At 34.4% G+C, this 22,809-nt stretch carries 27 protein-coding genes and 3 tRNA genes; 26 read left to right on the top strand and 4 right to left on the bottom strand.

Annotated features, from left to right (window positions below; all coding sequences use genetic code 11):
• Nucleotides 1-135: 135 nt before the first annotated feature.
• Both ACWG0P_RS00305 and ACWG0P_RS00300 read left to right on the top strand, forming a co-directional pair.
• Nucleotides 136-1,797, top strand: a complete 1,662-nt coding sequence (locus ACWG0P_RS00305) for an alpha,alpha-phosphotrehalase (protein ID WP_455799963.1) — start codon at nt 136-138, stop codon at nt 1,795-1,797.
• Between the two features lie 101 nt (nt 1,798-1,898).
• Entirely contained in the window at nt 1,899-2,867 is a 969-nt protein-coding gene (locus ACWG0P_RS00300) for a carbohydrate kinase family protein (protein ID WP_455799962.1), read from the top strand.
• Between the two features lie 30 nt (nt 2,868-2,897).
• On the opposite strand, the gene ACWG0P_RS00295 is transcribed toward ACWG0P_RS00300, so the two are convergent.
• On the bottom strand, nt 2,898-4,244 hold the full coding sequence (locus ACWG0P_RS00295; RefSeq protein WP_455799961.1) for a polysaccharide deacetylase family protein: 1,347 nt from the start codon (nt 4,242-4,244) through the stop codon (nt 2,898-2,900).
• Between the two features lie 179 nt (nt 4,245-4,423).
• Here ACWG0P_RS00295 and ACWG0P_RS00290 point away from each other — a divergent pair, with 179 nt between their 5' ends.
• From ACWG0P_RS00290 to mreB, 10 genes are all read left to right on the top strand, one after another.
• Complete coding sequence (locus ACWG0P_RS00290; protein WP_455799960.1) at nt 4,424-4,948, top strand: GNAT family N-acetyltransferase; 525 nt, start codon at nt 4,424-4,426, stop codon at nt 4,946-4,948.
• Between the two features lie 28 nt (nt 4,949-4,976).
• Nucleotides 4,977-5,405 carry a DUF3788 domain-containing protein gene (locus tag ACWG0P_RS00285; RefSeq protein WP_455793241.1) on the top strand — a complete coding sequence of 143 codons (429 nt, stop codon included), beginning with the start codon at nt 4,977-4,979 and terminating at the stop codon, nt 5,403-5,405.
• A 23-nt stretch (nt 5,406-5,428) separates the two neighbouring features.
• Nucleotides 5,429-5,698 carry a hypothetical protein gene (locus ACWG0P_RS00280; protein ID WP_455799959.1) on the top strand — a complete coding sequence of 90 codons (270 nt, stop codon included), beginning with the start codon at nt 5,429-5,431 and terminating at the stop codon, nt 5,696-5,698.
• 174 nt (nt 5,699-5,872) lie between these two features.
• Nucleotides 5,873-6,253 carry a hypothetical protein gene (locus ACWG0P_RS00275; RefSeq protein ID WP_455799958.1) on the top strand — a complete coding sequence of 127 codons (381 nt, stop codon included), beginning with the start codon at nt 5,873-5,875 and terminating at the stop codon, nt 6,251-6,253.
• A gap of 65 nt (nt 6,254-6,318) precedes the next feature.
• Nucleotides 6,319-7,098, top strand: coding sequence for a histidinol-phosphatase HisJ family protein (locus ACWG0P_RS00270; protein WP_455799957.1), 780 nt, complete (start codon nt 6,319-6,321; stop codon nt 7,096-7,098).
• Nucleotides 7,095-7,661, top strand: a complete 567-nt coding sequence (locus ACWG0P_RS00265; protein WP_455799956.1) for a histidine phosphatase family protein — start codon at nt 7,095-7,097, stop codon at nt 7,659-7,661. The genes ACWG0P_RS00270 and ACWG0P_RS00265 overlap by 4 nt, the downstream gene beginning before the upstream one ends.
• Nucleotides 7,662-7,999: 338 nt before the next feature.
• Complete coding sequence (locus tag ACWG0P_RS00260) at nt 8,000-8,692, top strand: iron-sulfur cluster assembly scaffold protein (protein ID WP_455793236.1); 693 nt, start codon at nt 8,000-8,002, stop codon at nt 8,690-8,692.
• A 14-nt stretch (nt 8,693-8,706) separates the two neighbouring features.
• The gene (locus ACWG0P_RS00255) at nt 8,707-9,708 is read left to right on the top strand and encodes a GGGtGRT protein (protein WP_455799955.1); all 1,002 of its coding nucleotides are present in this window, start codon (nt 8,707-8,709) and stop codon (nt 9,706-9,708) included.
• Between the two features lie 55 nt (nt 9,709-9,763).
• Entirely contained in the window at nt 9,764-10,096 is a 333-nt protein-coding gene (locus ACWG0P_RS00250) for a hypothetical protein (protein ID WP_455799954.1), read from the top strand.
• Nucleotides 10,097-10,219: 123 nt separating this feature from the next.
• Nucleotides 10,220-11,191: a rod shape-determining protein MreB gene (gene mreB, locus ACWG0P_RS00245; protein WP_455799953.1), complete on the top strand. Its 972-nt coding sequence runs from the start codon at nt 10,220-10,222 to the stop codon at nt 11,189-11,191.
• 21 nt (nt 11,192-11,212) lie between these two features.
• Here the strand turns inward: mreB and ACWG0P_RS00240 are convergent, their stop codons facing one another.
• Nucleotides 11,213-11,620, bottom strand: coding sequence for an EamA family transporter (locus tag ACWG0P_RS00240; RefSeq protein ID WP_455799952.1), 408 nt, complete (start codon nt 11,618-11,620; stop codon nt 11,213-11,215).
• Nucleotides 11,621-11,711: 91 nt separating this feature from the next.
• The gene (locus tag ACWG0P_RS00235; protein WP_455799951.1) at nt 11,712-11,996 is read right to left on the bottom strand and encodes an EamA family transporter; all 285 of its coding nucleotides are present in this window, start codon (nt 11,994-11,996) and stop codon (nt 11,712-11,714) included.
• A gap of 434 nt (nt 11,997-12,430) precedes the next feature.
• On the opposite strand from ACWG0P_RS00235, the gene ACWG0P_RS00230 reads away from it, so the two are divergent.
• From ACWG0P_RS00230 to ACWG0P_RS00200, 7 genes are all read left to right on the top strand, one after another.
• A complete protein-coding gene (locus tag ACWG0P_RS00230; RefSeq protein WP_455799950.1) occupies nt 12,431-13,642 on the top strand; it encodes a hypothetical protein in 1,212 nt (403 codons plus the stop codon).
• Between the two features lie 158 nt (nt 13,643-13,800).
• Entirely contained in the window at nt 13,801-14,709 is a 909-nt protein-coding gene (gene ftsX, locus ACWG0P_RS00225; protein ID WP_455799949.1) for a permease-like cell division protein FtsX, read from the top strand.
• Nucleotides 14,710-14,725: 16 nt separating this feature from the next.
• Nucleotides 14,726-16,222 carry a coiled-coil domain-containing protein gene (locus tag ACWG0P_RS00220; protein WP_455799948.1) on the top strand — a complete coding sequence of 499 codons (1,497 nt, stop codon included), beginning with the start codon at nt 14,726-14,728 and terminating at the stop codon, nt 16,220-16,222.
• Between the two features lie 75 nt (nt 16,223-16,297).
• Nucleotides 16,298-17,350, top strand: a complete 1,053-nt coding sequence (mutY, locus tag ACWG0P_RS00215) for an A/G-specific adenine glycosylase (RefSeq protein ID WP_455799947.1) — start codon at nt 16,298-16,300, stop codon at nt 17,348-17,350.
• A 2-nt stretch (nt 17,351-17,352) separates the two neighbouring features.
• Nucleotides 17,353-17,919 carry an NUDIX hydrolase gene (locus ACWG0P_RS00210; RefSeq protein ID WP_455799946.1) on the top strand — a complete coding sequence of 189 codons (567 nt, stop codon included), beginning with the start codon at nt 17,353-17,355 and terminating at the stop codon, nt 17,917-17,919.
• 91 nt (nt 17,920-18,010) lie between these two features.
• Nucleotides 18,011-18,739, top strand: a complete 729-nt coding sequence (locus ACWG0P_RS00205; RefSeq protein WP_455793264.1) for an aspartate kinase — start codon at nt 18,011-18,013, stop codon at nt 18,737-18,739.
• 58 nt (nt 18,740-18,797) lie between these two features.
• Nucleotides 18,798-18,989, top strand: a complete 192-nt coding sequence (locus tag ACWG0P_RS00200) for a hypothetical protein (RefSeq protein WP_455793263.1) — start codon at nt 18,798-18,800, stop codon at nt 18,987-18,989.
• Between the two features lie 27 nt (nt 18,990-19,016).
• Here the strand turns inward: ACWG0P_RS00200 and ACWG0P_RS00195 are convergent, their stop codons facing one another.
• The gene (locus ACWG0P_RS00195) at nt 19,017-19,214 is read right to left on the bottom strand and encodes a hypothetical protein (RefSeq protein WP_455793262.1); all 198 of its coding nucleotides are present in this window, start codon (nt 19,212-19,214) and stop codon (nt 19,017-19,019) included.
• Nucleotides 19,215-19,309: 95 nt separating this feature from the next.
• Here ACWG0P_RS00195 and ACWG0P_RS00190 point away from each other — a divergent pair, with 95 nt between their 5' ends.
• From ACWG0P_RS00190 to ACWG0P_RS00160, 7 genes are all read left to right on the top strand, one after another.
• The gene (locus ACWG0P_RS00190) at nt 19,310-20,296 is read left to right on the top strand and encodes a LolA family protein (RefSeq protein ID WP_455793261.1); all 987 of its coding nucleotides are present in this window, start codon (nt 19,310-19,312) and stop codon (nt 20,294-20,296) included.
• A complete protein-coding gene (locus ACWG0P_RS00185; RefSeq protein ID WP_455793260.1) occupies nt 20,296-20,628 on the top strand; it encodes a type II toxin-antitoxin system PemK/MazF family toxin in 333 nt (110 codons plus the stop codon). The genes ACWG0P_RS00190 and ACWG0P_RS00185 overlap by 1 nt, the downstream gene beginning before the upstream one ends.
• A gap of 121 nt (nt 20,629-20,749) precedes the next feature.
• Nucleotides 20,750-20,825, top strand: a tRNA-Asp gene (locus tag ACWG0P_RS00180).
• A gap of 20 nt (nt 20,826-20,845) precedes the next feature.
• Nucleotides 20,846-20,921, top strand: a tRNA-Asp gene (locus ACWG0P_RS00175).
• A gap of 3 nt (nt 20,922-20,924) precedes the next feature.
• Nucleotides 20,925-20,998, top strand: a tRNA-Gly gene (locus ACWG0P_RS00170).
• A gap of 249 nt (nt 20,999-21,247) precedes the next feature.
• The gene (locus tag ACWG0P_RS00165) at nt 21,248-21,658 is read left to right on the top strand and encodes an ester cyclase (RefSeq protein ID WP_455799945.1); all 411 of its coding nucleotides are present in this window, start codon (nt 21,248-21,250) and stop codon (nt 21,656-21,658) included.
• Nucleotides 21,659-22,055: 397 nt separating this feature from the next.
• The gene (locus ACWG0P_RS00160; protein WP_455799944.1) at nt 22,056-22,673 is read left to right on the top strand and encodes a transglutaminase-like domain-containing protein; all 618 of its coding nucleotides are present in this window, start codon (nt 22,056-22,058) and stop codon (nt 22,671-22,673) included.
• The last annotated feature ends 136 nt before the right edge of the window (nt 22,674-22,809 follow it).

Below are 22,809 nucleotides of genomic sequence, written 5' to 3'. Positions count from 1 at the left end.
AATCTTATGGCAAGAACAAGAAAGTAAGAATATGTATGATAGTGAATGAATGTACGTTGGAATATGTATTGAAAATGTAAAGGAAGATTTTATTTCGCGCGTGTGGCATTTTAAAAAGGTCGAAGGAGAGTAACTATGGAATGGTGGAAAAAGGCTTGTATTTATCAAATTTATCCTAAAAGTTTTCAAGATAGTAACAACGATGGGATCGGGGATATCAATGGAATTCGAAAAAGACTTCCTTATCTAAAAAAATTAGGTGCTGAAATTCTTTGGTTGACGCCTATGTATTCTTCCCCTCAAAAAGATAATGGGTATGATATAGCGGATTACTATGCGATCGACCCATTGTTTGGTACCATGAATGATTTTGATCAATTATTAGAAGAATCGCATCATTTAGGAATCAAAATCATGATGGATATCGTTGTCAACCATACATCGATTGAGCATGCATGGTTTCAAGATATCTTGAAGAACAAAGAAAAAAGTCCCTATTATGAGTATTATATTATAAGATCTGCAAAACAAGGTTGTAGTCCGAATAATTGGGAATCTATGTTTGGGGGAAGTGCGTGGGAGCCATTGGATGAAGAACGATACTACTTACATTTATTTGATGTTACGCAGGCTGATTTGAACTGGGAATGTGAAGCGTTGAGAAATGAAATCTATAAAATGATGCATTTTTGGTTGAAAAAGGGTGTGGATGGATTTCGTTTAGATGTGATTAACTTGATTAGTAAGCAACAGGATTTTTTAGATGATGAGGAATCTTCACCTAAGGGGAAATGTTATTATGCCAATGGTCCAAGAATGCATGAGTTTTTGAAAGAGATGAATGAAGAAGTATTCTCTCATTATCCTTGTGTAAGTGTTGGAGAAATGATGAGTATGGATCCGGAAAAAGCAATCGATTATACAAAACCAGAACATAAAGAAGTAAATATGATTTTCTCTTTCCAACATTTAAAAGTAGATTATAGAAATAAAGATCGATGGACAAGAACTACACCAGATATCAAAGAAATGATAACTATTTTAGATACATGGCAACGAGAAGTAAATTCGGGAGATGGTTGGAATTCTTTGGTATGGAGTAATCACGACCAACCAAGAGTGGTATCTCGTTTTGGAAATGAAGAAAAATATCATAAAGAGTCCGCTAAAATGTTAGCGACGAGTATGCATATGTTAAAAGGCACACCTTACATTTATCAAGGGGAAGAAATTGGAATGTTAAATGCAGGTTTTGAAGATATTGATTCCTATCATGATGTGGAAACCTTAAACATTTACAAGGAACGAATACAAAAAGGAATTGACGAAAAAACTATCATGGATGGCATCATGTACCAATCTAGAGATAATGCAAGAACACCAATGATTTGGGATACTACAGAAGGCTATGGATTTAGTAAGTCGATGCCTTGGCTTGGATATGGGAAACATACAGAAATCAACGTAGAAAGAAATATAAACGATGATGACAGTATTTTCTATCACTATCAAAAACTAATACAACTTCGTAAAGAAGAGGATATTTTAGCAAATGGTGAGTATCAGCGTATCGATGTGGGAGATGATGAAGTCTGGGGTTATATTAGAACTTATCAACAGGAACATTGGCTCATTTTAAATAATTTTAAAGAAGAAGAAAAACCATGCCATATTGATTTGCCAGAAGGTACGAACATAAAAGAGATTATCATAAGCAATTACAGAGATAGTGATTGTATATTGAAAGACAAGATCCTTAGACCATATGAATCGATTGTTTATAGACTTTGTTCATAGAGCATTGTAAAGCGGGAATTCCTGCTTTATAATGTGTTTAAGAAATATGTTGTTGTAATTGCATGTATTGAAGTTGTAAACGTTATCGTAAGGAGAGTAAAATGAAAACATTATGTACGATAGGAGAAGCATTAATTGATTTTATTCCTGAGGCAAAAGGGATGCGATTAAAAGATGTGACAACCTTTAAGAAAGCGGCAGGAGGTGCACCAGCCAATGTGGCTGCGGCAGTCTCTAGATTGGGTGGGAAATCTAAAATCATTACCCAATTAGGAGAAGACGCCTTTGGAGATTACTTAGAAGAAACGATGAAAGAAGCTGGTATTGATACAAGTGATGTATTGCGTACAAAGCATGGAGATACTGCTTTGGCTTTTGTTTCACTAGCACAAGATGGAAATCGTGATTTTAAGTTTTATCGACGTACGAGTGCAGATTTAATGCTAGAAGCAGATAAGATTACGGAAGATATGTTAAAGGATTGTGGAATCGTACATTTTTGTAGTGTAGACTTAGTGGAAAGTCCAATGAAACAAGCACATAAAAAACTAATTGATTTAGCCCTTCAACAACAATCCATTATCAGTTTTGATCCTAACCTTCGTTTATCTCTTTGGGATAGTGAAGAAGCTTTAAAAGAAACTGTAAAAGAGTTTATTCCAAGTGCACATATACTAAAAATTTCAGATGAAGAACTTGAATTCATTACAGGGTGTAAAACCATCGAAGAAGCTTTACCTCATGTATTTGTAGGTAATGTTACCTATCTTATTTATACCATGGGTAAAGATGGTGCACAATTGTATCGTAAAGATGCATCCATGGTACAAGTGGGTGGAAATATCGTTGAGGTGAAGGATACCACAGGTGCAGGAGATAGCTTTATAGGAGCGTTTTTATACAAATTATTACAACATGGTGTACAAGACTTTTATAAACTTAGCGATGAAGAATTGAAAGAATATCTTGAATTTTCAAATGTATATGCAGCTCATACGACCACCAAAGAAGGTGCCATTAGCGCTATGGCAACACAAGTTGAATTAGAACAATTTAAGAATTCCTTATAGAAAAGAACACACCTAAAGTGTGTTCTTTTCTTAGTTGTTTACCGAATGATGATGGGCAGGTACTGCTGTACTTAATGTCTTAAAGGTATACCCTCTGTTCTTGTAGTATTCAATGATGGCAGGAAGTGCTTCTACGGTTGTGTAAGATCCTGCATGATCATGCATTAAGAAGGTTAACTGAGAACCGTTGTAGCGCTTTGTTTGTTCAATTAAAGAGGCTGTAGAAGTATTGCTATTTCCATCTCCACAAGTGGAATTCCAATCAAAATATTGGTATCCTCGATTAAGGACTTCTTTTGTTAGGCGTGACATAATGCCCGTATTATAATTCTTACTAATCGTGTTACTTGCCCCTCCAGGAAAACGTATAATACGACTTTCTACTCCTGTTTGTGCTTTTACTAAGTCTGAAATTTTTTGTAGATCTGCGAAGTACGCACCATCGTTCGCATATACATCTTGATAACGATGAGAATACGTATGTAAGCCAATCGCATGTCCTTGTCGATATTCTTCACCAATATAGGATGCATATCCAAGGGATTGTCCAGTCACAAAGAAGGTAGCTTTTACATTGTAGCGATTCAAGATTTCTAATATTTTTGGAGTGTTGGCACTTGGCCCATCATCGATGGTAAGATATATTACTTTATCTCCAGGCGCGACTGGTTGTAGTACTCGTATAGTTGCGGAGGCATTTGCCTCATTTCCAGATTTATCTACTGCGTGGTATTTAACTGTATATGTACCAGGGGTGTTTTTGTCGAAGTCAGTAGTATCTGCTTGTACTTCTACGCTTCCATCACGATCATCATTTGCACAAATACCACTTAATACATCGATCTCTCCACCTTGAACAATCTCGAAATCATGTACTTGAATCACAGGTGCAGTAGTATCTTTGGGTAAGATATGTACAATCGTTTCTACTTCTGTTTTATTTTTTCCCTCATCCTGAACTACAAGGACTATTTTTTTATCCCCTACTTTATCAAAGACATAGTTTTCTTTAAAGGATACTTTCGTTTTTGTCGCATCCTTGATGTGTTTGATGAAAGATTGGGCAGTTGGATTAGTTTCTAGACTAATGCTTTGTTCTTGTGCTTCTACGATAGGCTTCTTCGTATCTTTTACTTCCACCTTTAAATCAAAGGAATGATTCTTTGCTTTATAGGTAAGTGTATATGTACCAAGTTTATTTGTATTTATAGAGCCATGTACCTTTATATCGTTCCATTTCAAATTTCTTAAGTCAGACACAAATTGTTTATTTTCATACGTATCATGGATTTCTAATTTAATCGGATTTTCTATAAAGTATACTTTAGGCGCAAAGAAAAATAAGTATGCAATACTGCATAAGGCAATACCTACCATTGTGCATACAATTGGAATTAATATATGAGTTATTTTTCTTTTCCGGTGCTTATTCATACCTTTATTATACATACTTATTCTTACAAAAGATAAATCTTATAAAAATTTTATACGTAGAAGAGATATTATGGTACAATCAATAGTAAGGATATAACCTTTTCAAGAAGAAGGGATACATCATGGAAATACGACCATTAAATGAAAAAGAATACAAACATAAAGAATATGAATTTATATATGAGACTTCGGGATATTATAATTTAAAGATAAACGATATGTCTTTTCAATTCGTATATAAAGCATTTGAAAAAAATCAAAGAAGAAGTTTTAAAGATGAACTACTAGCAGATTGGTTGGAAGCGCCAGTGTTGTATGGCGCATTTGTAGAAGATACCTTAGTAGGGTTTGTTGAGGGAAGTATGGAGGCTTGGAATCAACGATTTCGAATTAGTAACATCCTTGTAACCGAAGGTCATAGAGGGATGAGAATAGGTTCTATTTTGATTGAGCATATACTAGATACCGCAAAGTATCAAAATGCGAGAATGGTGATTTTAGAAACACAGAGCTGTAATGTTCCTGCAATTCATTGTTATCAAAAAAATGGGTTTAAAATCATTGGATTTGATACACATGCTTATTCTAATCAAGATATAGAACGTCATGAAATACGTATAGAAATGGGAATTGAGCTTCACAAGTAAAGGCATGAAAGAAAAGGAGGATATCGATATGTATGAAAGAATGTTAGATAAGGAAAAGAAACCGACCTTAACAGAGATGGAAGATTACTGTGGTAAAAGTGGAGAGTATTTTACACTATTAAATGCATGGCTTGAGAAAGAATATAAAACGATATCAAAACAAGTGTTTCCCTATGGAAAGAGTTATGGTTGGGCAATTGAACATAGAAAGAAAAAGAAATTAATGTGCCATGTCTTTGCGGAAAAGGAAGCTTTTTCTGTAATGATGAGATTAACCAATGAACAATTTGCGTTTATTTATGATAGTTTACAGCCATATTCACAGGACTATATCGACCATAAATATCCTTGTAGTGAGGGTGGATGGATTCATTATCGCGTAACATGTGGTGAACATTTTGAAGATATAAAAAAATTGTTGGCTTTAAAATTTGAGGATGAAATGAAATCATCATAACTATATAGAGATGAGGACGAGGTATGTGTACACACTGTGATAGCATAAATTTGAAGAAGCGTTTTTACGATCCAAGTGATTATGAGAATACGCTAAAGTATATACAAGAACTTATAAATACAGGTGATTTTACATTGGTAGATGCGACTTGCGCTATCGAAGATGTACGCAATAAGGAAGGTGAATGGATATCTGATGTGATATGTCATACAATCGAGTGCAAACAGTGTGGACAACGGTTTGTGTGTAGTATAGATACCTATCATGGACAAGGTTGTTTTAGAATAGAATAAAAGAACTATACGCTTTTTCGATATTGTCAATTTGATATAAGTACGATATAGTTAAAAGCGATAGATATCATCATACAATGCAATGTAGATACATACGACTAGGGAAGATATTTGAATGAGGTACTACGAATTTGCATATGTTATGATAAAGAAAAACTTTTTATGGAGGAAATCATGAATATTAAAAGTGATGATGTTTTATGTTGTCTGCGTTCCTTTGGGTTTTCTTGTGAAGAAAAGACAATGGAAGGTTTTTTGCGTTACCAAAAGAGAATTGGAGATTTGTTAGTAACTGTAGCAAATGGTCAATTTGAAAACAAAATTCGTATTAGTATGTTACAAGATGGGGAAGGTAGAATCAGAACGTCTTATAAAGATATTATGGTTTTTATGGATATGTTAAAAGATATGATGATTGCGGGATTGATTGAAGAGGGGGCTGTAGTAAGCACAATGAACCCTTATGTTGAAGGCTCTATAGTAGAAGATTTTGAGGATATGGATAATCCACTTTTAGGGTTGCCTCGTAAACCAGAAGGATTTATGGCACAGTAATGGTTGTTTTGTTTGCAATCTCTTTTGTTGTTAGCGTATAATGTAAAAACAAAAGAGGTGATTGTATGATAGATGGACATATGCATTTAGAGAATGGGCCATTGCATGTAGATTATGTTATGGAATTTGTGAATGCTGGAGTAAAAGTAGGTATGGATACGATTCATATCCTTGACCATACGCATCGTTTTATCGAATTCCAACCACTGTATACAAGATTAAAAGAAGCATCCCATTATCAAAAAGAATGGTTTGAGAAGAAAACATTAGAACCACTACAAACCTATTTCGATTTGATTGAAGAAGTAAAACAAATGGATTTACCAATCGAAGTGAAATTTGGTTTAGAAGTATGTTATGCGCCAGAGGATAAAGAATTTTTACGTGAGATATTAAACGCATATCCATATGATTTTTTGATTGGAAGTATTCATTCTATCGATGGGTTACTCTATGATATGAATTCTTTTTCCCGGGAAATCTTATGGGATAAATATGATACAAATGCGATATACAAACGATATTATGAAATTATGGAAGATATGATTTGTAGTGATTTATTTACACAAATTGGACATCCTGATCAATTGAAGTTGTTTCATTATGATCCTACGTATGATTTAAAACCAACGTATGAGCGATTAGCACAAGCGGCAAAAGAACATGATGTGTATATGGAATGCAACACAGGAATTTATTATCGTTATAACCATGAAGATATGGGGACGAATAAAGAGTTCATGGATATTTTGAAAAAACATGGAGTAAAGATCATGACAGCGAGTGATGCACATCAAAGCAAACACGTTGGAATGTATATTAAGGAAGTAAGTGAGACATTATGAGTATATATTTTGTAAGACATGGACAGACCGATTGGAACTTGCATGGAAAGATGCAAGGACATACGGATATAGAATTAAATGATACAGGAAGACAACAAGCGTTGATTGCTAAGGAAAAACTTGCGGATGTTCAGATGGATTTCATTTATGCTTCTCCCTTATCTAGGGCGAAAGAAACAGCATCCATTATCAATGAGAACTGGGATCTTCCTCTCGTTGTGGATGAACGTTTATGCGAGCGAAGTTTTGGCGAGTATGAAGGACATTCCAGTGATGGATTAGATTATAGTAAACTTTGGAAACTTTGTGAAGAACCGCCATTTCCTGGGGCAGAAAATAGTATTGCTTTTTATCAACGAGTGGAAGCATTCCTTGATACGATTATTGACCAAGCACAAGAAAAAAATATCTTGATAGTAGCACATGGTGGAGTTAGTATTCCTTATTATTGTTACTTTCATGGCTATGAGTTTGAGAACCTAAATGAAGTTTTGTTAGGGAATTGTGAAGTAAGTCGTATGGATGGTAAAAAGTATAGTTGTAAACAAGAAGCGAGTGTTTAATTGTAGCGATAGGTGGATTCCCACCTTTTCTTTTTGTTTGAATAGGGAGGTTTGCGAATTATTGTGTTTTCATATCGTAACATCCATCCTTATAAAATCCTTTATATTCTTCGTTTTTGTAGGGATAAACACGCTCTTTTCATTGACATACTATACGAAAAGAATTAAAATAATAGGGCAGGATACTTTTTTTGTGAAATATTTTACAAATAAGAAAATTCTATGTATTCTTGCAGTATGTTATAAAAATTAACATCGCGAAGCAATCGCAAAAAAGCTTTCCAAGAAGAAAGCGAACAGTAAATCTATCATGGATTTTACGGGAAAGGAGAAATGACATGATTTATTCAAAAGAAGTCGAAAACATGTGCACTGTAAAATGTGGTGCAAGCCATGGTTGTGCGCCTATTCCTGAAGAAGGAAAATGGGTACATTCAAGAGAAATCAAAGATATCTCTGGTTTGACACACGGTATTGGATGGTGTGCTCCACAGCAGGGTGCCTGCAAACTTACATTAAACGTTAAAGAGGGGATTATCGAGGAAGCATTGATTGAAACAATCGGATGTTCTGGTATGACTCACTCTGCAGCAATGGCTAGTGAAGCAATTGTTGGAAAAACATTACTTGAGGCAGTAAACACTGACCTTGTATGTGATGCTATTAACACTGCAATGCGTGAATTGTTCTTACAGATCATTTATGGTCGTACACAATCTGCATTCTCTGAAAATGGTCTTCCAGTAGGTGCTGGTCTTGAAGACTTAGGTAAGGGAACTCGTTCTCAAGTAGGTACTATTTACTCAACAAAAGTAAAAGGTCCTCGTTACCTTGATTTAGCAGAAGGTTATATCTTAAGCATGGGTCTTGATGCAAACGATGAAATCATCGGTTACCAATATGTAAATATGGGTGTATTCATGGATGCTGTTAAAAAAGGTACAAATGCTGAAGACGCTTTAAACAACGCAAAGAAAACGTATGGTCGCTATGCAGATGCTGTTAAATACATCGACCCACGTCACGAATAGGAGGAGGAAAAATCATGGCATTATTTGAAGGATACGAAAGACGTATAGATAAAATCAATGAAGTTTTAAAGGCACATGGCATTTCTTCCATTGAAGAAGCAAAAAAACTATGTGATGACAAAGGTGTAGATGTTTATAACCTTGTAAAAGAAATTCAGCCAATCTGTTTTGAAAACGCTAGCTGGGCTTATATCTTAGGTGCTGCTATTGCTATCAAAAAAGGTGACAAAACTGCTTATGAAGTTGCAAAATCTTTAGGAGAAGGTTTACAGGCATTCTGTATTCCTGGTTCTGTTGCTGATGATCGTAAAGTTGGTATTGGTCATGGTAACTTAGCTGCTATGTTACTTGACAATGATACAAAATGCTTTGCATTCTTAGCAGGTCATGAAAGTTTTGCTGCTGCTGAAGGTGCTATTGGTATCGCTCGTAACGCTAACAAGGCTCGTAATGAACCATTACGCGTTATCTTAAACGGATTGGGAAAAGATGCTGCAAAGATCATTTCTCGTATCAATGGTTTCACATATGTAGAAACTAAATTTGATTATTTCACAGGTGAACTTCATGAAGTGAACAGAACTTCTTACTCTACTGGAGAAAGAGCTGCTGTTAACTGTTATGGAGCTGATGATGTACGTGAAGGTGTTGCAGTTATGCATAACGAAGGTGTAGATGTTTCTATTACTGGTAACTCTACAAACCCTACACGTTTCCAACATCCAGTTGCAGGTACATACAAAAAAGAATGTATTGAACAAGGGAAGAAATATTTCTCTGTAGCAAGTGGTGGTGGTACAGGACGTACACTTCACCCAGATAACATGGCTGCTGGTCCTGCTTCTTATGGTATGACAGATACTATGGGACGTATGCACTCTGATGCTCAGTTTGCTGGTTCTTCATCTGTTCCTGCTCACGTAGAAATGATGGGATTAATCGGTATGGGTAACAACCCAATGGTTGGTGCTAGTGTTGCTGTTGCTGTTGCGATTGCAGAAGCGATGAATAAATAAGAATTATATTCTATAGAAGGTTATGCGTACATATGCATGCCTTCTTTTTTATGTTATGATTATGAAAAAGGAGATGGGGTTAGTGGATATGCTGTTGGAGTTTGTGTTTGAATTACTACTAGAAGGGGTAGTCTTTGCTACAAAAGATAAAAAGGTACCGTTATGGATCAGGATGATTATTGGGTTTTTACTTGTTGCTTTGTTTGCTGGTATGATTGCGATGATTCTTGTATTAGGTGTGTTTATTACGCATAAGGCTTATATGAATAAAGAGTCTATATTTGGTGGATTATTGATTGTTGCATTGGGTGTTGTTTTAATAATCATGAGCGTATATAGAATTTATAAATATTATAATGAATACTACAAAAGATCGGAAGTGTTTTAAAAATGTATGAATATTTATAGAAATCGAAACAAAAATGAAAAAAATTTGGTAATATTTAGTATTTTTTTCAAAAATATGATATATTAGTATCGATATGCATGATATGCTGAAAGAAGGTCCCTGATGGTAAGAAAAATAGGAATTGATTTAGGTACGACAAACCTGTTAATTTGTGTTGATAATAAAGGAGTCATCGTCAATGAACCATCCATTATTACAGTGGATGCATCAAGCAAAAAATGTATCGCCGCTGGAATAGATGCACGTGATATGTTGGGACGTACTCCTAAGAATATGATTTGTATTCGTCCTTTAAAAGATGGAGTAGTTGCAGATTTTGAGGCAACTGACATGATGTTAAATTATTTCTTAAAGAAATGTGATTTGAAAGGCATGTTTAAGAAAAATGTAATCTTAATCTGTCATCCAACAAAAATTACATCCGTAGAAAAAAATGCAATACGAGATTGCGCATACCGTGCAGGCGCAAAAAAAGTATATCTAGAAGAAGAACCAAAGGTATCTGCAGTAGGTGCCGGCCTTGATATTGGAAAAGCAAGTGGAAACATGGTATTGGATATGGGTGGTGGAACAACAGATATTGCCGTATTATCATTGGGAGATATCGTGTGTTCAACATCTATCAAAACAGCAGGAAATCGCTTAATCTCTGATATTATTGAAGGTGTTCGTATTCATAAAAAAATGTATATTGGAGAACAAACTGCAGATGAAATTAAAAAGACAGTGGGTGATGCACTTGTTTCAAAAAAACCTATAACCATGATGATTTCCGGTCGTGATGTTGAATCAGGTTTGCCTCATTCTATTGAAATCGATAGCAAAGAAGTAGAAGGATTTATACGTGGGAGCTTACAAGAAATTGTACATGCCACAAAAACAATTCTAGAAGTCACACCTCCTGAATTGGCTGCAGATATTGTGCTTCATGGATTGGTGTTAACTGGTGGAGGAGCTTTATTGAAAAATTTGGATCAACTCCTTAGAAATGAATTAAAAATACCTGTGTATGTTGCGGATAATGCATTAAACTGCGTTATCGATGGCTGTAACATCATGTTGAAAAACCTATAATAAAATAAGTATCTCTAGAATTTATTGGAGATACTTTTCTTTTTGCTTTTCTGCTAATGTAATGATCACAAGAGCTGAAAGAATTACTATACATCCAATAATGTTAATAAGGCTTACATGATCATGTAGTAACAAGACACCTGCAATAATGGAAGTGATGGGTTCAAAGAGGCAAAATAAGGATGCTGCTGAAGGACCAAGTTCTCGTATTCCAAGTTGTAAAAGGACAACTCCTAGAAAAGAAGATACAACGTTCAATAGGATAAGGATGAAATAAGCTTTGAAAGGAGGTTGAAGTGAAATAGATGGCAAAAAGATATGATATACAATGGTCTCTAATACAGTAAACAAAGTCATGTAGAATGAAATTAAAAAAAGGATTTTGTCTTGTAAGATGTTTCTTTGAAAGCTGCACCATATAAAAGGCATAGGCAACTGCAGATGCAATCGCTAGAAATATTCCTATAAAGCTATCACTTTGTTTTGTGTCGAAAAAACAAAGCGTACCAGCAGCAGCTACTTAGAGTTCCATGATTTTGGTACGTCCTAATCTTTCATGATATACAAAATAGCATAATAAAGATACACACAAAGGATAGAGGAAATGTAATGTAGTCGCTGTGCCTACATCAATGTATTGATATGACGTAAACAATAAGATAGTAGTAAGTCCACTTCCTAGTACTGCAATGATTGCAGTGTGTTTCAAATCTTGTTTTTGTATATGGAGAGAAACTTTCTGTGATTTCATAAGTACATATAGGATAGGTAGAACAAAAAGTGAACGAAAGAATACAATAGTCATAGAACTGACGCCATAGTCGTAAACCTAAGTTGCTAAAATTGGTGTCATTCCAAATAATATCGTAGAAATAACTGTATAAAACATTCCCTTTGTATGCATGTAAAATCTCCCTTTTAGAAATAATTATATACTATAAAAGTATTGCTGAAAAGCAATCTTTTTAAAGAAAAATGTAGATATGTATACACTAAATTGGTAATGTAGAAAAATAAAAGATGTTTTTAGTAAATCATGTTGTAATTCGTTTTAATCTGTGATATTTTTATTGACGTAAGTGTAAATTGTACGGGGACCTAAAGTGGGTGTTTCATTTGTTTTTGCAGAATAAAATGAGGAGGAGAGAACATGGAATGTGTTTTGAAGAATTATTGTTTGGCTGACAATAATATCATAGACACAAAGAAGTCGTTTTTATGTTCAAAATGTTTTGGTGTATGGAAAAATTAGAGTATGTAGGACCTTATATTTCTTATATCATCCAAAATAAAAAAATGTTACCTAGTGTCGTATGTTCGTACGCAGGTATATCTTACATGGAACTGAATAATATTCAGAATGGAAGATTTGAAGCACATCCGAATACATTAAAGAAAATCTGTGATTATATCGGTATAGATTTTATCTCTTTGTTTAAAAAACAGGAGAAATACAGAAAATTATTAGATGATGCTTTTCATGTGCTTACATATGATATCATAGATGAACAGAAACAACTTATGAAGAAATTGGATGGTGTTGATTTTGAACATTCGATTTTATTTCCTGAGTATTTGTTAATAAAAATTATGTATCTTGGAATAAATGATCCTTTAAGTGAAGAGTATGAACATTTATTGGAAGATTTATCGCTTTTTGTGAATGTGTTGAGTCCTGACTATAAGGGGCTATACTATATTTATAAAGGAATTTATTTTAGAGAAAGAGAACTTTTTGATAATTGTGAACAATTCTTTTTGATGGCAGATAAAATATCTCCATTTTCCTACCGTGAATTGTTGTATCAACATTTTGGTTGTCTTTGTTATTATCAAAATCGTTATGTAGAATCTCTTGATTACTACAATAAAGCATTTGAACTTTATGAAAAGAAGTGGAATATCAATCGCATGCTTTATACAATATGTTCAATAGGTTTTACGTATATTGGTATGCGCTGTTTTGAACTTGCGGAAAAACAGCTTCTGAAAACTTTAAAATTAGCCCAACAATACAAGAATGATTATGTAATATATAACTGTTACTTTAATCTATGTTATACACGTTTTTTGATGCGTGATTATGAAGGATGCGTTCGTTATGGACTGAAAGTCCAAAGTTCCAATGAATTTTCACCACAATTGTATTTATTCCTTGCCTATTCATATGCAAAGCTTGAGAATTTTGGAGAAGCGGGATTATGGGCAGGGAGAAGAGAACAGATGGATCCTGATAGTTTTTGTCATAAAGCTTTGCTATATGTAAAGAAAATATTTGATCGTCAAGAAGATGATACGGAATACTTGGAAATGTTGTATTATGAACTTCCTGGAGATTTAAAAGAAATGAAAATTCTCCTATTAGAAGACCTCTCTAATATATATCATGAAGCTGGCAATCTCATAGAAGAAAACAAAATGCTTCGAGAAATTATACGTATTATGCATTAAAAAATCATAGTCTAGAGCTATGATTTTTTTTAAATGAATGCACATTAAAAATTATTACAAAACTTTAAGGATTATAAGCGAGATGTGAAGCCTATATACCTTTACATCCCGCATTTTGTAAGGTATCATATAAGTGGTAATTTAGAAAGAGTTGAATTATGAAAAAACTATATCGCTACTTTAAATTTTATATAAAGACAACATTTAGAAATATAACTCGTCATTTAGGTTTGACGTTTTCAGCGTCTGTTGCAGTGTCTATAACGCTGATTCTCATCTCGGTTTTTTCACTCATTAGTGCAAATCTAACAAATATGACATTTCATATAGAAGATCAAGTGACGATACGAGTTTCTATCGATAATATTGTGAAAGATGATGCTATTACACAACTACAAAATACGATTGAAAGCATAGAAAATGTTAAAAGTGTCACGTATTCTAGTGGACAGGATGAACTGAATGCCTATAAAGAAGAATACCAAGGAGAAAACAGTTTGTTCTCTATGTATGATGGAGAGAATAGTCCTGTTCGAGATGCATTTATCGTAGAAGTGAGTGAACCAAGTAAGATTGAAAATGTAACGAAAGCAATCAAAAATACGGATGGAGTATTTTCCGCAGAATATGGTGGAAGTTCGACACAAGATTTATTAGCTGGGGCAAAAATGGTAAGAGATGGTAGTATCATATTCATTCTATTCTTGATTCTTATTGCTGTGTTCTTAATATCAAACAAAATCAAAATGTCCATTTATACAAGAAAAAATGAAATTGCTATTATGCGTTTTGTTGGCACAAGTAATTGGAGTGTTAAATTTCCAATGATGTTAGAAGGTATGTGTATTGGCTTTATTGGAGCCATTGTTCCTACGATACTTACAATTGTTGGATATCAATATTTATATTCATTAACAAAGGGTGAGATGATGTCAACGATGATTCAACTATCTCCTGTATATCCATTAACATTACAGATATCTTTATTGATGGTAGGAATTGGAGTACTAGTAGGATTCTTTGGCGGGTTTATATCTACAACACGTTATTTACGTTGGAAGCGTTAGAAAGGAGCGAGGGATTATGAGAAAGAAAAGTATAGCGTTTGTTCTTGTGGGTTCCATGTTGGTTGGGAATCTAAATTTAATATTTGCCCAAGGCTTTGAAGGGCGTGAAGATGAAATGAATAAGAAATGTGCTGTTGTTACAGACAAGGCGACATTGAATGAATGTATCCAATACAAAGAATATCTTCAAAATAAATCACAAGATTTGGATAATCAAATTACTGATATCAAAAATCAGGCGAGTAATTTACAAGGCGATATCGATAAAATGTCGCGTGCTATTTCAGAAAACACTAGTGTTATTCAAGATTACAGTAGTCAGATTTCTTCCATTCAAGCAACCATTGATTCCACGCAAGCAAATATTGATGACCTTAATGTTCAGATTGAAAAGAAACAAGCGGATATAAAAAAACGTGATGAATCAATGAAAAAGCGTTTAGTAGAAATGCAAGCTTATGTAGGAAGCAATAATTATATAGATTTTATTATGGGGTCAACAGGGTTCTCGGATTTACTAAGACGAACACAGATTGTCGGGGAATTGAACAGTTATGAAAATGATCAAATAAAGGCAATTCAAAAAGAAAAAGAAAAGCTAAATGAAGATAGAGAAACTGTAGAGGTTCAAAAAGAACTTTTAGAAATTCAGGTTCAAGATATCGACAATAAGAAAAAACTAGCAGTAGCATTAAATGAATCTAATAAATCATTGATTGCTAGTTATCAAAATAAGCAAGCGGATTTAAACGCTGCCTCAATCGAAAGAGAGATGCAATCTTCTTCTATCAAGTCATCTCTTCCAACCATTAGTACAACGATTCCACCAGAACTTGGTGGCGGAGGTGGAAACAACTCTGGAAATGGAAATGGGAATGATAATGGAAATGGATCAGATAGTGGAAATGAAAACGGTGGAGATACAGGTGAAGGAGATAACGGAGGTAATACTGGAGGAGATAATGGTTCTGGCTTAAGTTCTTATATGATGAGCCCTATGTCTCGAAATACTTGGAATTACTATTATGGAACTTGGCAGTATCCAGGAGGTGGTGTTCATCTTGGTATGGACATGAGTACTGGCACTACTACAAGGATTCCAATAGTAGCACCTGCGGCAGGTATTGTGTTAACCACATATAGCGGTTGTGCTGAATATGGAAGCTTAGGTAGTACTTGTGGTCTTGCATGGGCTGGAAACGCTGTATTAATGGCTGTACAGTTGTCTAATGGACAATCTTATGTCATTGGTATGTATCACATGTACGCTCCAAGTGTAAGCTCTGGACAGATTGTTTCACAAGGTCAACAGATAGGATTGTCAGGAAGTTCTGGAAATAGTGGAGGACCTCACTGTCATGTGGAAGTTACCAGTATGGGAAATATGTCCTTACAGGAAATTGTAAATACATGGAATGCAAATAAAGATGTGTCCTTTGGTTTAGGATGGACCTACGCAAATGCGTGTGGAAGTGCACCTTGTCGTGTACGACCAGAAAATTTTTTCCTATAAAATACATATAAGGCAAGTCATGGAAACATGGCTTTTCTTTTGTATCCAACATAGAGAGTATGGTATAATTTCGCTATGATAAAACAACATGATAAACAACAATTTACAACACAATTACTAGCGTGGTACAAACAACATGCTAGAATTTTGCCTTGGAGAGAAGACAATAGTGCCTATCGCGTCTGGGTAAGTGAAATTATGCTTCAACAAACCCGGGTAGAAGCTGTTAAACCATACTTCGAAAGATTTTTATCTGCTCTACCAACACTACAAGATTTAGCCTGTGCAGGTGATGATGAACTCGCAAAGTTATGGGAAGGTCTTGGATATTACAATCGCGTTCGAAATATGAAGAAGTGTGCTCAACGTTGTGTAGAAGAGTTCGATGGACAACTTCCAAACACATCTACATTGTTAAAAACACTGCCAGGCATTGGTGATTATACAGCTGGTGCAGTAGCTTCCATTGCCTATGGAGAAAATATTCCTGCAGTTGATGGAAATGTATTAAGAGTATTTACAAGAGTCTTGGTTTGTGAAGATGATATCCTAAAAGAAACAACAAAAAAGAAATTTCAGAATATTATACAAGACTATATGCCTGAGGGAAGAAGTGCAGATTTCAATCAAGCGTTGATGGAATTAGGTGCGTTAATCTGTGTTCCTAATGCTGCTCCTCGCTGTAATATCTGCCCTGTTAGTGATCAGTGTCTAGGATATCAAAGTGGACAAGCGCAACGCCTTCCAAACAAGACACAAAAGAAGAAAAGAAGAATCGAACAAAAAACAATTCTCGTACTAGTGAATAATAAAAATATTTATCTACAACAACGACCCAAAGAAGGATTACTCGCAAATCTTTATGAATTTATGAATCACGAAGGCTTTTTGAAAAAGAAAGACCTACAAGAACATATAAAAGGAATTAAAAAAATTACAAAATTACCAAATGCAAAACATATCTTTTCTCATATAGAATGGCAGATGCACGGCTTTTTCGTAGAGGTAGAGCATATGAACCAAGAAGGCATTTGGTGTACAATGGAAGATATTGATCATCGATACGCCATTCCTACGGCTTATAAAGTATATCGTGAGGCTCTTGTAGAATGGTACAAGGAGAAATGAGTATGGATTTAATAGAACAACTAAAAGCATATGTTCCCTACAATGAACAAGAAGAAGCTGATCGCATTTTAATGTTAGAATATCTACATGACTTTCAAAATGTTTACGAAAGAGAAAATCACTATGCGCATATCACATGCTCACCGTGGATTGTCAACAAAACCAATACAAAAGTCTTAATGATTTATCATAACATTTATGATTCATGGGGATGGTGTGGAGGACATTGTGATGGTGATAAGGATGTAATGAATGTTGCTTTGAAAGAGGGGATGGAAGAAACTGGATTAAAAAAATTAATCCCACTACAAAGCAGTATATTTTCCATAGAGATATTGCCAGTTCCACCGCATAAGAAAAAGGGTAACTTCATCTCTTCTCATGTTCACTTAAACGTTACGTTTCTGTGTGTTGCGGATGAAGAAAGCGTCTTGCGTATCAAAGCGGATGAGAACAGCGGTGTTCAATGGGTGGAACTTTCCCAAATCAATCAGATAGTAAGAGAAGAAGATATGAAACCAGTCTATCAAAAGCTTGTAGAGAAAAGCATAGCGTTCTTCAAAGATTAAAATGAACATAGTTAGCTATGTTTTTTTTAGGCAAAAATCTTCACAACTACGTATTTTATGCATATTGTATAGAGAAATGCGGGGTTAAATAATGAATATAAAAGTCATGAAATTTGGAGGAACTTCCCTTAGAAATGAGAAAACCAGAAAGCATGTATATCGCCATATATTAAAGAATATTGTAAACCATAAAGTCGTAGTGGTTGTATCTGCTATGGGAAGATATCCAGATACGTACGCAACGGATACTTTATTGTCTTTAGGAAGTGAATACCTAAGTAAAGAAGAACGTGCTAGATTAGTTTCCATGGGCGAACAAATCTCAGCATTAAAAGTTTGTAGTGAATTGTTGGAGCTAGGAATAAGAGCCTTTGCGCTTCCTTTTTTTAGTTGTGGTATCTTAACCGATGAAAACTATGAGTACGCAAAGGTGTTAAAACTAGATAACAAAGAAATTAAACATAAGCTACAAGAATATGATGTCATTGTAGTAAGTGGTTTTATAGGTATTTCTTATCATGGTAATGTAACCACGCTTGGAAGAGGTGGAAGTGATTATAGCGCAGCATTATTCGCAGATATGCTAGATTTAAAAGAAGTAGAAATCTATACGGATGTAGATGGAGTATACAACGTAGATCCCAAATTAGAAGATTGCGCAATTAAGTATGATGTATTAAGCTATGATGAAATGTTAAATATGAAATCTAGAGTTCTACATGATCGTTGTGTTAATTACGCAAAGGAACATCAAATAAAAATTTATTTAAAGGGAACATTTTCCAATGGAGAAGGCACATTGATTCAAAATCAGAATTAAGAAAAATGTGCGTTTTATAAACTAAGAAATGTGCTATAATAACAACGAGGTGATTCCTATGAAAAATATAATTTTAGTTAGAAATCTAAAAGACAAAGAAAGCGCAAAAAAAATCGAAAGTGCACTGTCTGAAACAAGAACAGATTTCGAAATTGATTTAGAAAGACAGTGTGTTGTAATAGAAGGCAACTCCGATATGGTATCAATCGCACGGAAAGTTATCACAGATTTAGGATTCTTATTATTGTAAACCCAAACAGCTCAGGCTGTTTTTTCTTTATCTAATGTGTTCATCTTTGAACAATAAGATATTTATGAAGGCGGACGCCCCAAAGATAAAAGCATATATTTTTTCAATCCATAGTTTACTATGAAGAAAATCATATAGGATATCAAACCCTAGTAATACATGAAAAGCATAATTGATACTGCATATAATTGTTAATACTAAACAGAATTTTTGTAACTTACTCATTTTCATCACCTGCTATAATCTATGAAATTGAAATGGATTTATGAATGATTTGTCAGGGTACAGCATAAATTAGGATGAGATGAAGGGAGATACCTATGAAGACAAAGATTATTGCAGGAATTGGAATTGCAGTATTGGTGATTGGTCTTTTGTTTGCGATAAAACCAAAATCATTCGATAAGCAATTCGATAAGAAAATGTCAAATATGAATTCATACATCCTGTCTGGCAATATGGAAATTACGAAAGGAGAAGATGTAAAGACTTACGCAGTAGAAGTTGGATACAAAAAGGACGACAAAGATTTATTCAAAGTAACAATTACCGATAAAGAATTAAACCAACAACAAATTATCCTACGTAACAAAAGTGGTGTCTATGTAATAACACCTAGTTTAAATCAGATATTTAAGTTTGAGGGAGATTGGCCAATGAATTCTCCTAAGCCTTATCTGTTACAATCCATCGCATCGATTGTAAAACAAAAAAATGCGAATATAAAGAAGGAAAGTGATGGATATCTTGTGAGTAGTAAAGTAAGCTATCCAAATAATAAGGATTATGATCATGAAGAGATCATGTTTGATAAAGACGCAAAAGTAAAATGGCTTCAAATTTATAATAAAGATAATAGTGCACAGTTAAAGATTGTATTCACAAAATCGGATTATGATGCGACTATCAAAGATGAATACTTTAAAGCCCCAACAACCATTGAAAAGAGCGCATCATCATCCGCAATTAATGAAGCGGATTTGCCTTTATATCCAGTTATGGTATACAACTCAACCTTAACGAATACATCCACAATGGATATCAATGGAAGTGTGAAGCATGTGCTAGAGTATACAGGTGATAAAAATTTTACAGTGGTTGAGATGAAGCGAACAAGTGCAGAGGAAACACAAACTGTTATTATGCCAGGTAAAATGATAGATGCTCTTGATGTTGTAGGGTTTTATGATGGAAATCATATGAGTGTAATCTATGATAATGTTGAATTCACTGTATTTTCAGAAGATCTAGGTCCTGATGAAATGATGGAAGTAATCAATAGCATGCAGGTTGCTGTGATGAAATAATGATAAGAAGAGGAGATGTATACTATGCAGATTTATCTCCAGTTGTAGGCAGTGAACAAGGGGGAGTAAGACCTGTTGTAGTCATACAGAATGACAAAGGGAATCGGTATTCAAAAACAGTGATAATAGCTCCAATATCTAAGAAGATGAGCAAGCCACCCATTCCAACTCATGTGATATTCAGTGATCATTCATTAAGCTATGTATCTATGATCTTATGTGAACAACTTCGTACAATAGATAAAAAAAGATTAGGTCAATGGATCTGTACATTAGATGAAGAAACCATCAAAAAAATCAACCACGCTATACGTGTAAGTTTAGATATTTAGGAAGTGCAAATAACGCACTTCTTTTCTATTATAAAAAATTTTAAAAAACGAAAATAAGGACTTGTCAATATATGCGAAACATGGTATTATATACAGGCACTATGATGAAAATAGTCAAAATGGTCCAGTGGTGTAGTGGTTAACATGCCTCCCTGTCACGGAGGAGATCGTGGGTTCGAGTCCCATCTGGACCGCCATTTTGAATTTTACATTTTTTGGTCCAGTGGTGTAGTGGTTAACATGCCTCCCTGTCACGGAGGAGATCGTGGGTTCGAGTCCCATCTGGACCGCCATTTGCAGATGTAGTTCAATGGTAGAACACAGCCTTGCCAAGGCTGATACGGGGGTTCAATTCCCCTCATCTGCTCCAGTAAAAACCTCGTACACTCATAATTGAGTGCATTTTTTATATATAAGGGCATGAAACCAATATATCTAAAGGGTATAAGGGTGTTCATGTTTTTTTGTATGTAGGGGGAACGAGGATTTAGTTTGACATGCATATAGCTTTTTATGATAGAGCAGTACCCAATAAGCAAAGTAGAGAATAATGGCTTTTAGATTTAAAACAAGGTATAATGTACTTATAAATAAGAATTTGTATGAGAGGAGGATTTGTATGAATGACAAAGAAAAAATCAAGTATTTTTGTGAAGTGGTAACATCTAATGGTCTCATAAATGAAGTTGAAAATTATATTTCAACGGATTGTACCACTAGAGTTGGAGAAAAATCATATTATGTCGGTATTGAGGGTATGAAAGAGCATATTACAGCCGTGAGACAAACATATCCAGACTTGAAAATGACAGTAATTCGACAGTATAGTGATGGAGATTATATTATTTCTGAATTTATCGCAGAAGGAACACATAAAGGTGAATGGCTAGGAATGAAACCAACTGGAAAGAAATTAACTTTTACAGGAGTAGATGTAGATAAAGTTATTGATGGGAAAATTGTTGAGCATAGCGGTGCTATGAACACTTTTGAAACATTGTTTGAAGAAGAAATTATCAAACCCGCATAGCGATAAATTCAAGTTTGTTAACTGTAATACTAGAACGAATAGATATTTTTTATCATTTAATAACAAAGGCTTTACTAGGTAAAACGTTCGTCTTTATAGTTTAAGATGTTAAAAACGAGGTTTTTGAATTCCCCTGCCTCATCTGCTCCATTAGAAATATTGTACTCTCATGATTGAGAGTATATTTTGTATATAAAGGCATGAAACCTATGTATCCAAAGGGTATTAGGGTGTTCATGTCTTTTTTGTATGTAAGGGGAACGAGGGTTGAATTTAGCATGAGTTTAGCTTTTGATGAAAGGAAATTGTCAAATGAAGCAAATCATAGAAAATAATGGATTTTAGATTTAAAACAAAGTATAATGTACTTATAAATTAGAATTTGGTGGAGAAAAAAATGGATATAATTTTATACTCGAATAAAATGGACGAATATCTAAAGCATGATAGTATAATTGATTATGATAACAAAGTCATTATAGAATTGGCTAATTCGTTATTCAAAAAGGCAGATAATGAGCTTGATTTTATTAGGAAAGCCTATGAATTTGTTAGAGATAATATTTCACATTCGGCAGATATAAATGCAGATATAATTACTTGTACAGCTTCGGAAGTGCTAAAAGCAGGTCATGGGATTTGTTTTGCTAAATCTCACTTGCTTACTGCGTTATTACGCTGTAAATCTATTGCAACAGGTTTTTGTTATCAAAAGTTAATTTTAGATGATGAAGCAGCTCCTGTGCTAATCTATCATGGACTAAATGGCGTATACATTAAAGATTATAAAAAATGGATAAGGCTTGACGCAAGAGGAAATAAGCCTGGTGTGAATGCACAATTTTCAATAGAAACCGAACAGCTTGCATTTCCCATACGTTCAGAAATGGGAGAAGTTGACTGCTTCGTAGTATATCCTAATCCTGACATAGAGGTATTGGAAAAATTGAGAAAAAGCAAGACGAGGGCAGAACTTTGGGAAAATCTTCCCACTGTACTTGAATATAACAAATAGTATTAAATTCCAGTTTATCTACATTACAAGCATGATATGATATCCATTATCTTCAAACCTAAGGACTTACTAGGTCAAATGCATGTCTTTATAATTAAAGATGTTAGAAACGAGGTTTTTGAAGAGCCCACCTCAT

The sequence above is a fragment of the Amedibacillus sp. YH-ame6 genome (assembly GCF_053848845.1).
The sequence above is the reverse complement of the archived record's forward strand: the minus strand, read 5'-3'. Positions and strand labels throughout refer to the sequence as shown.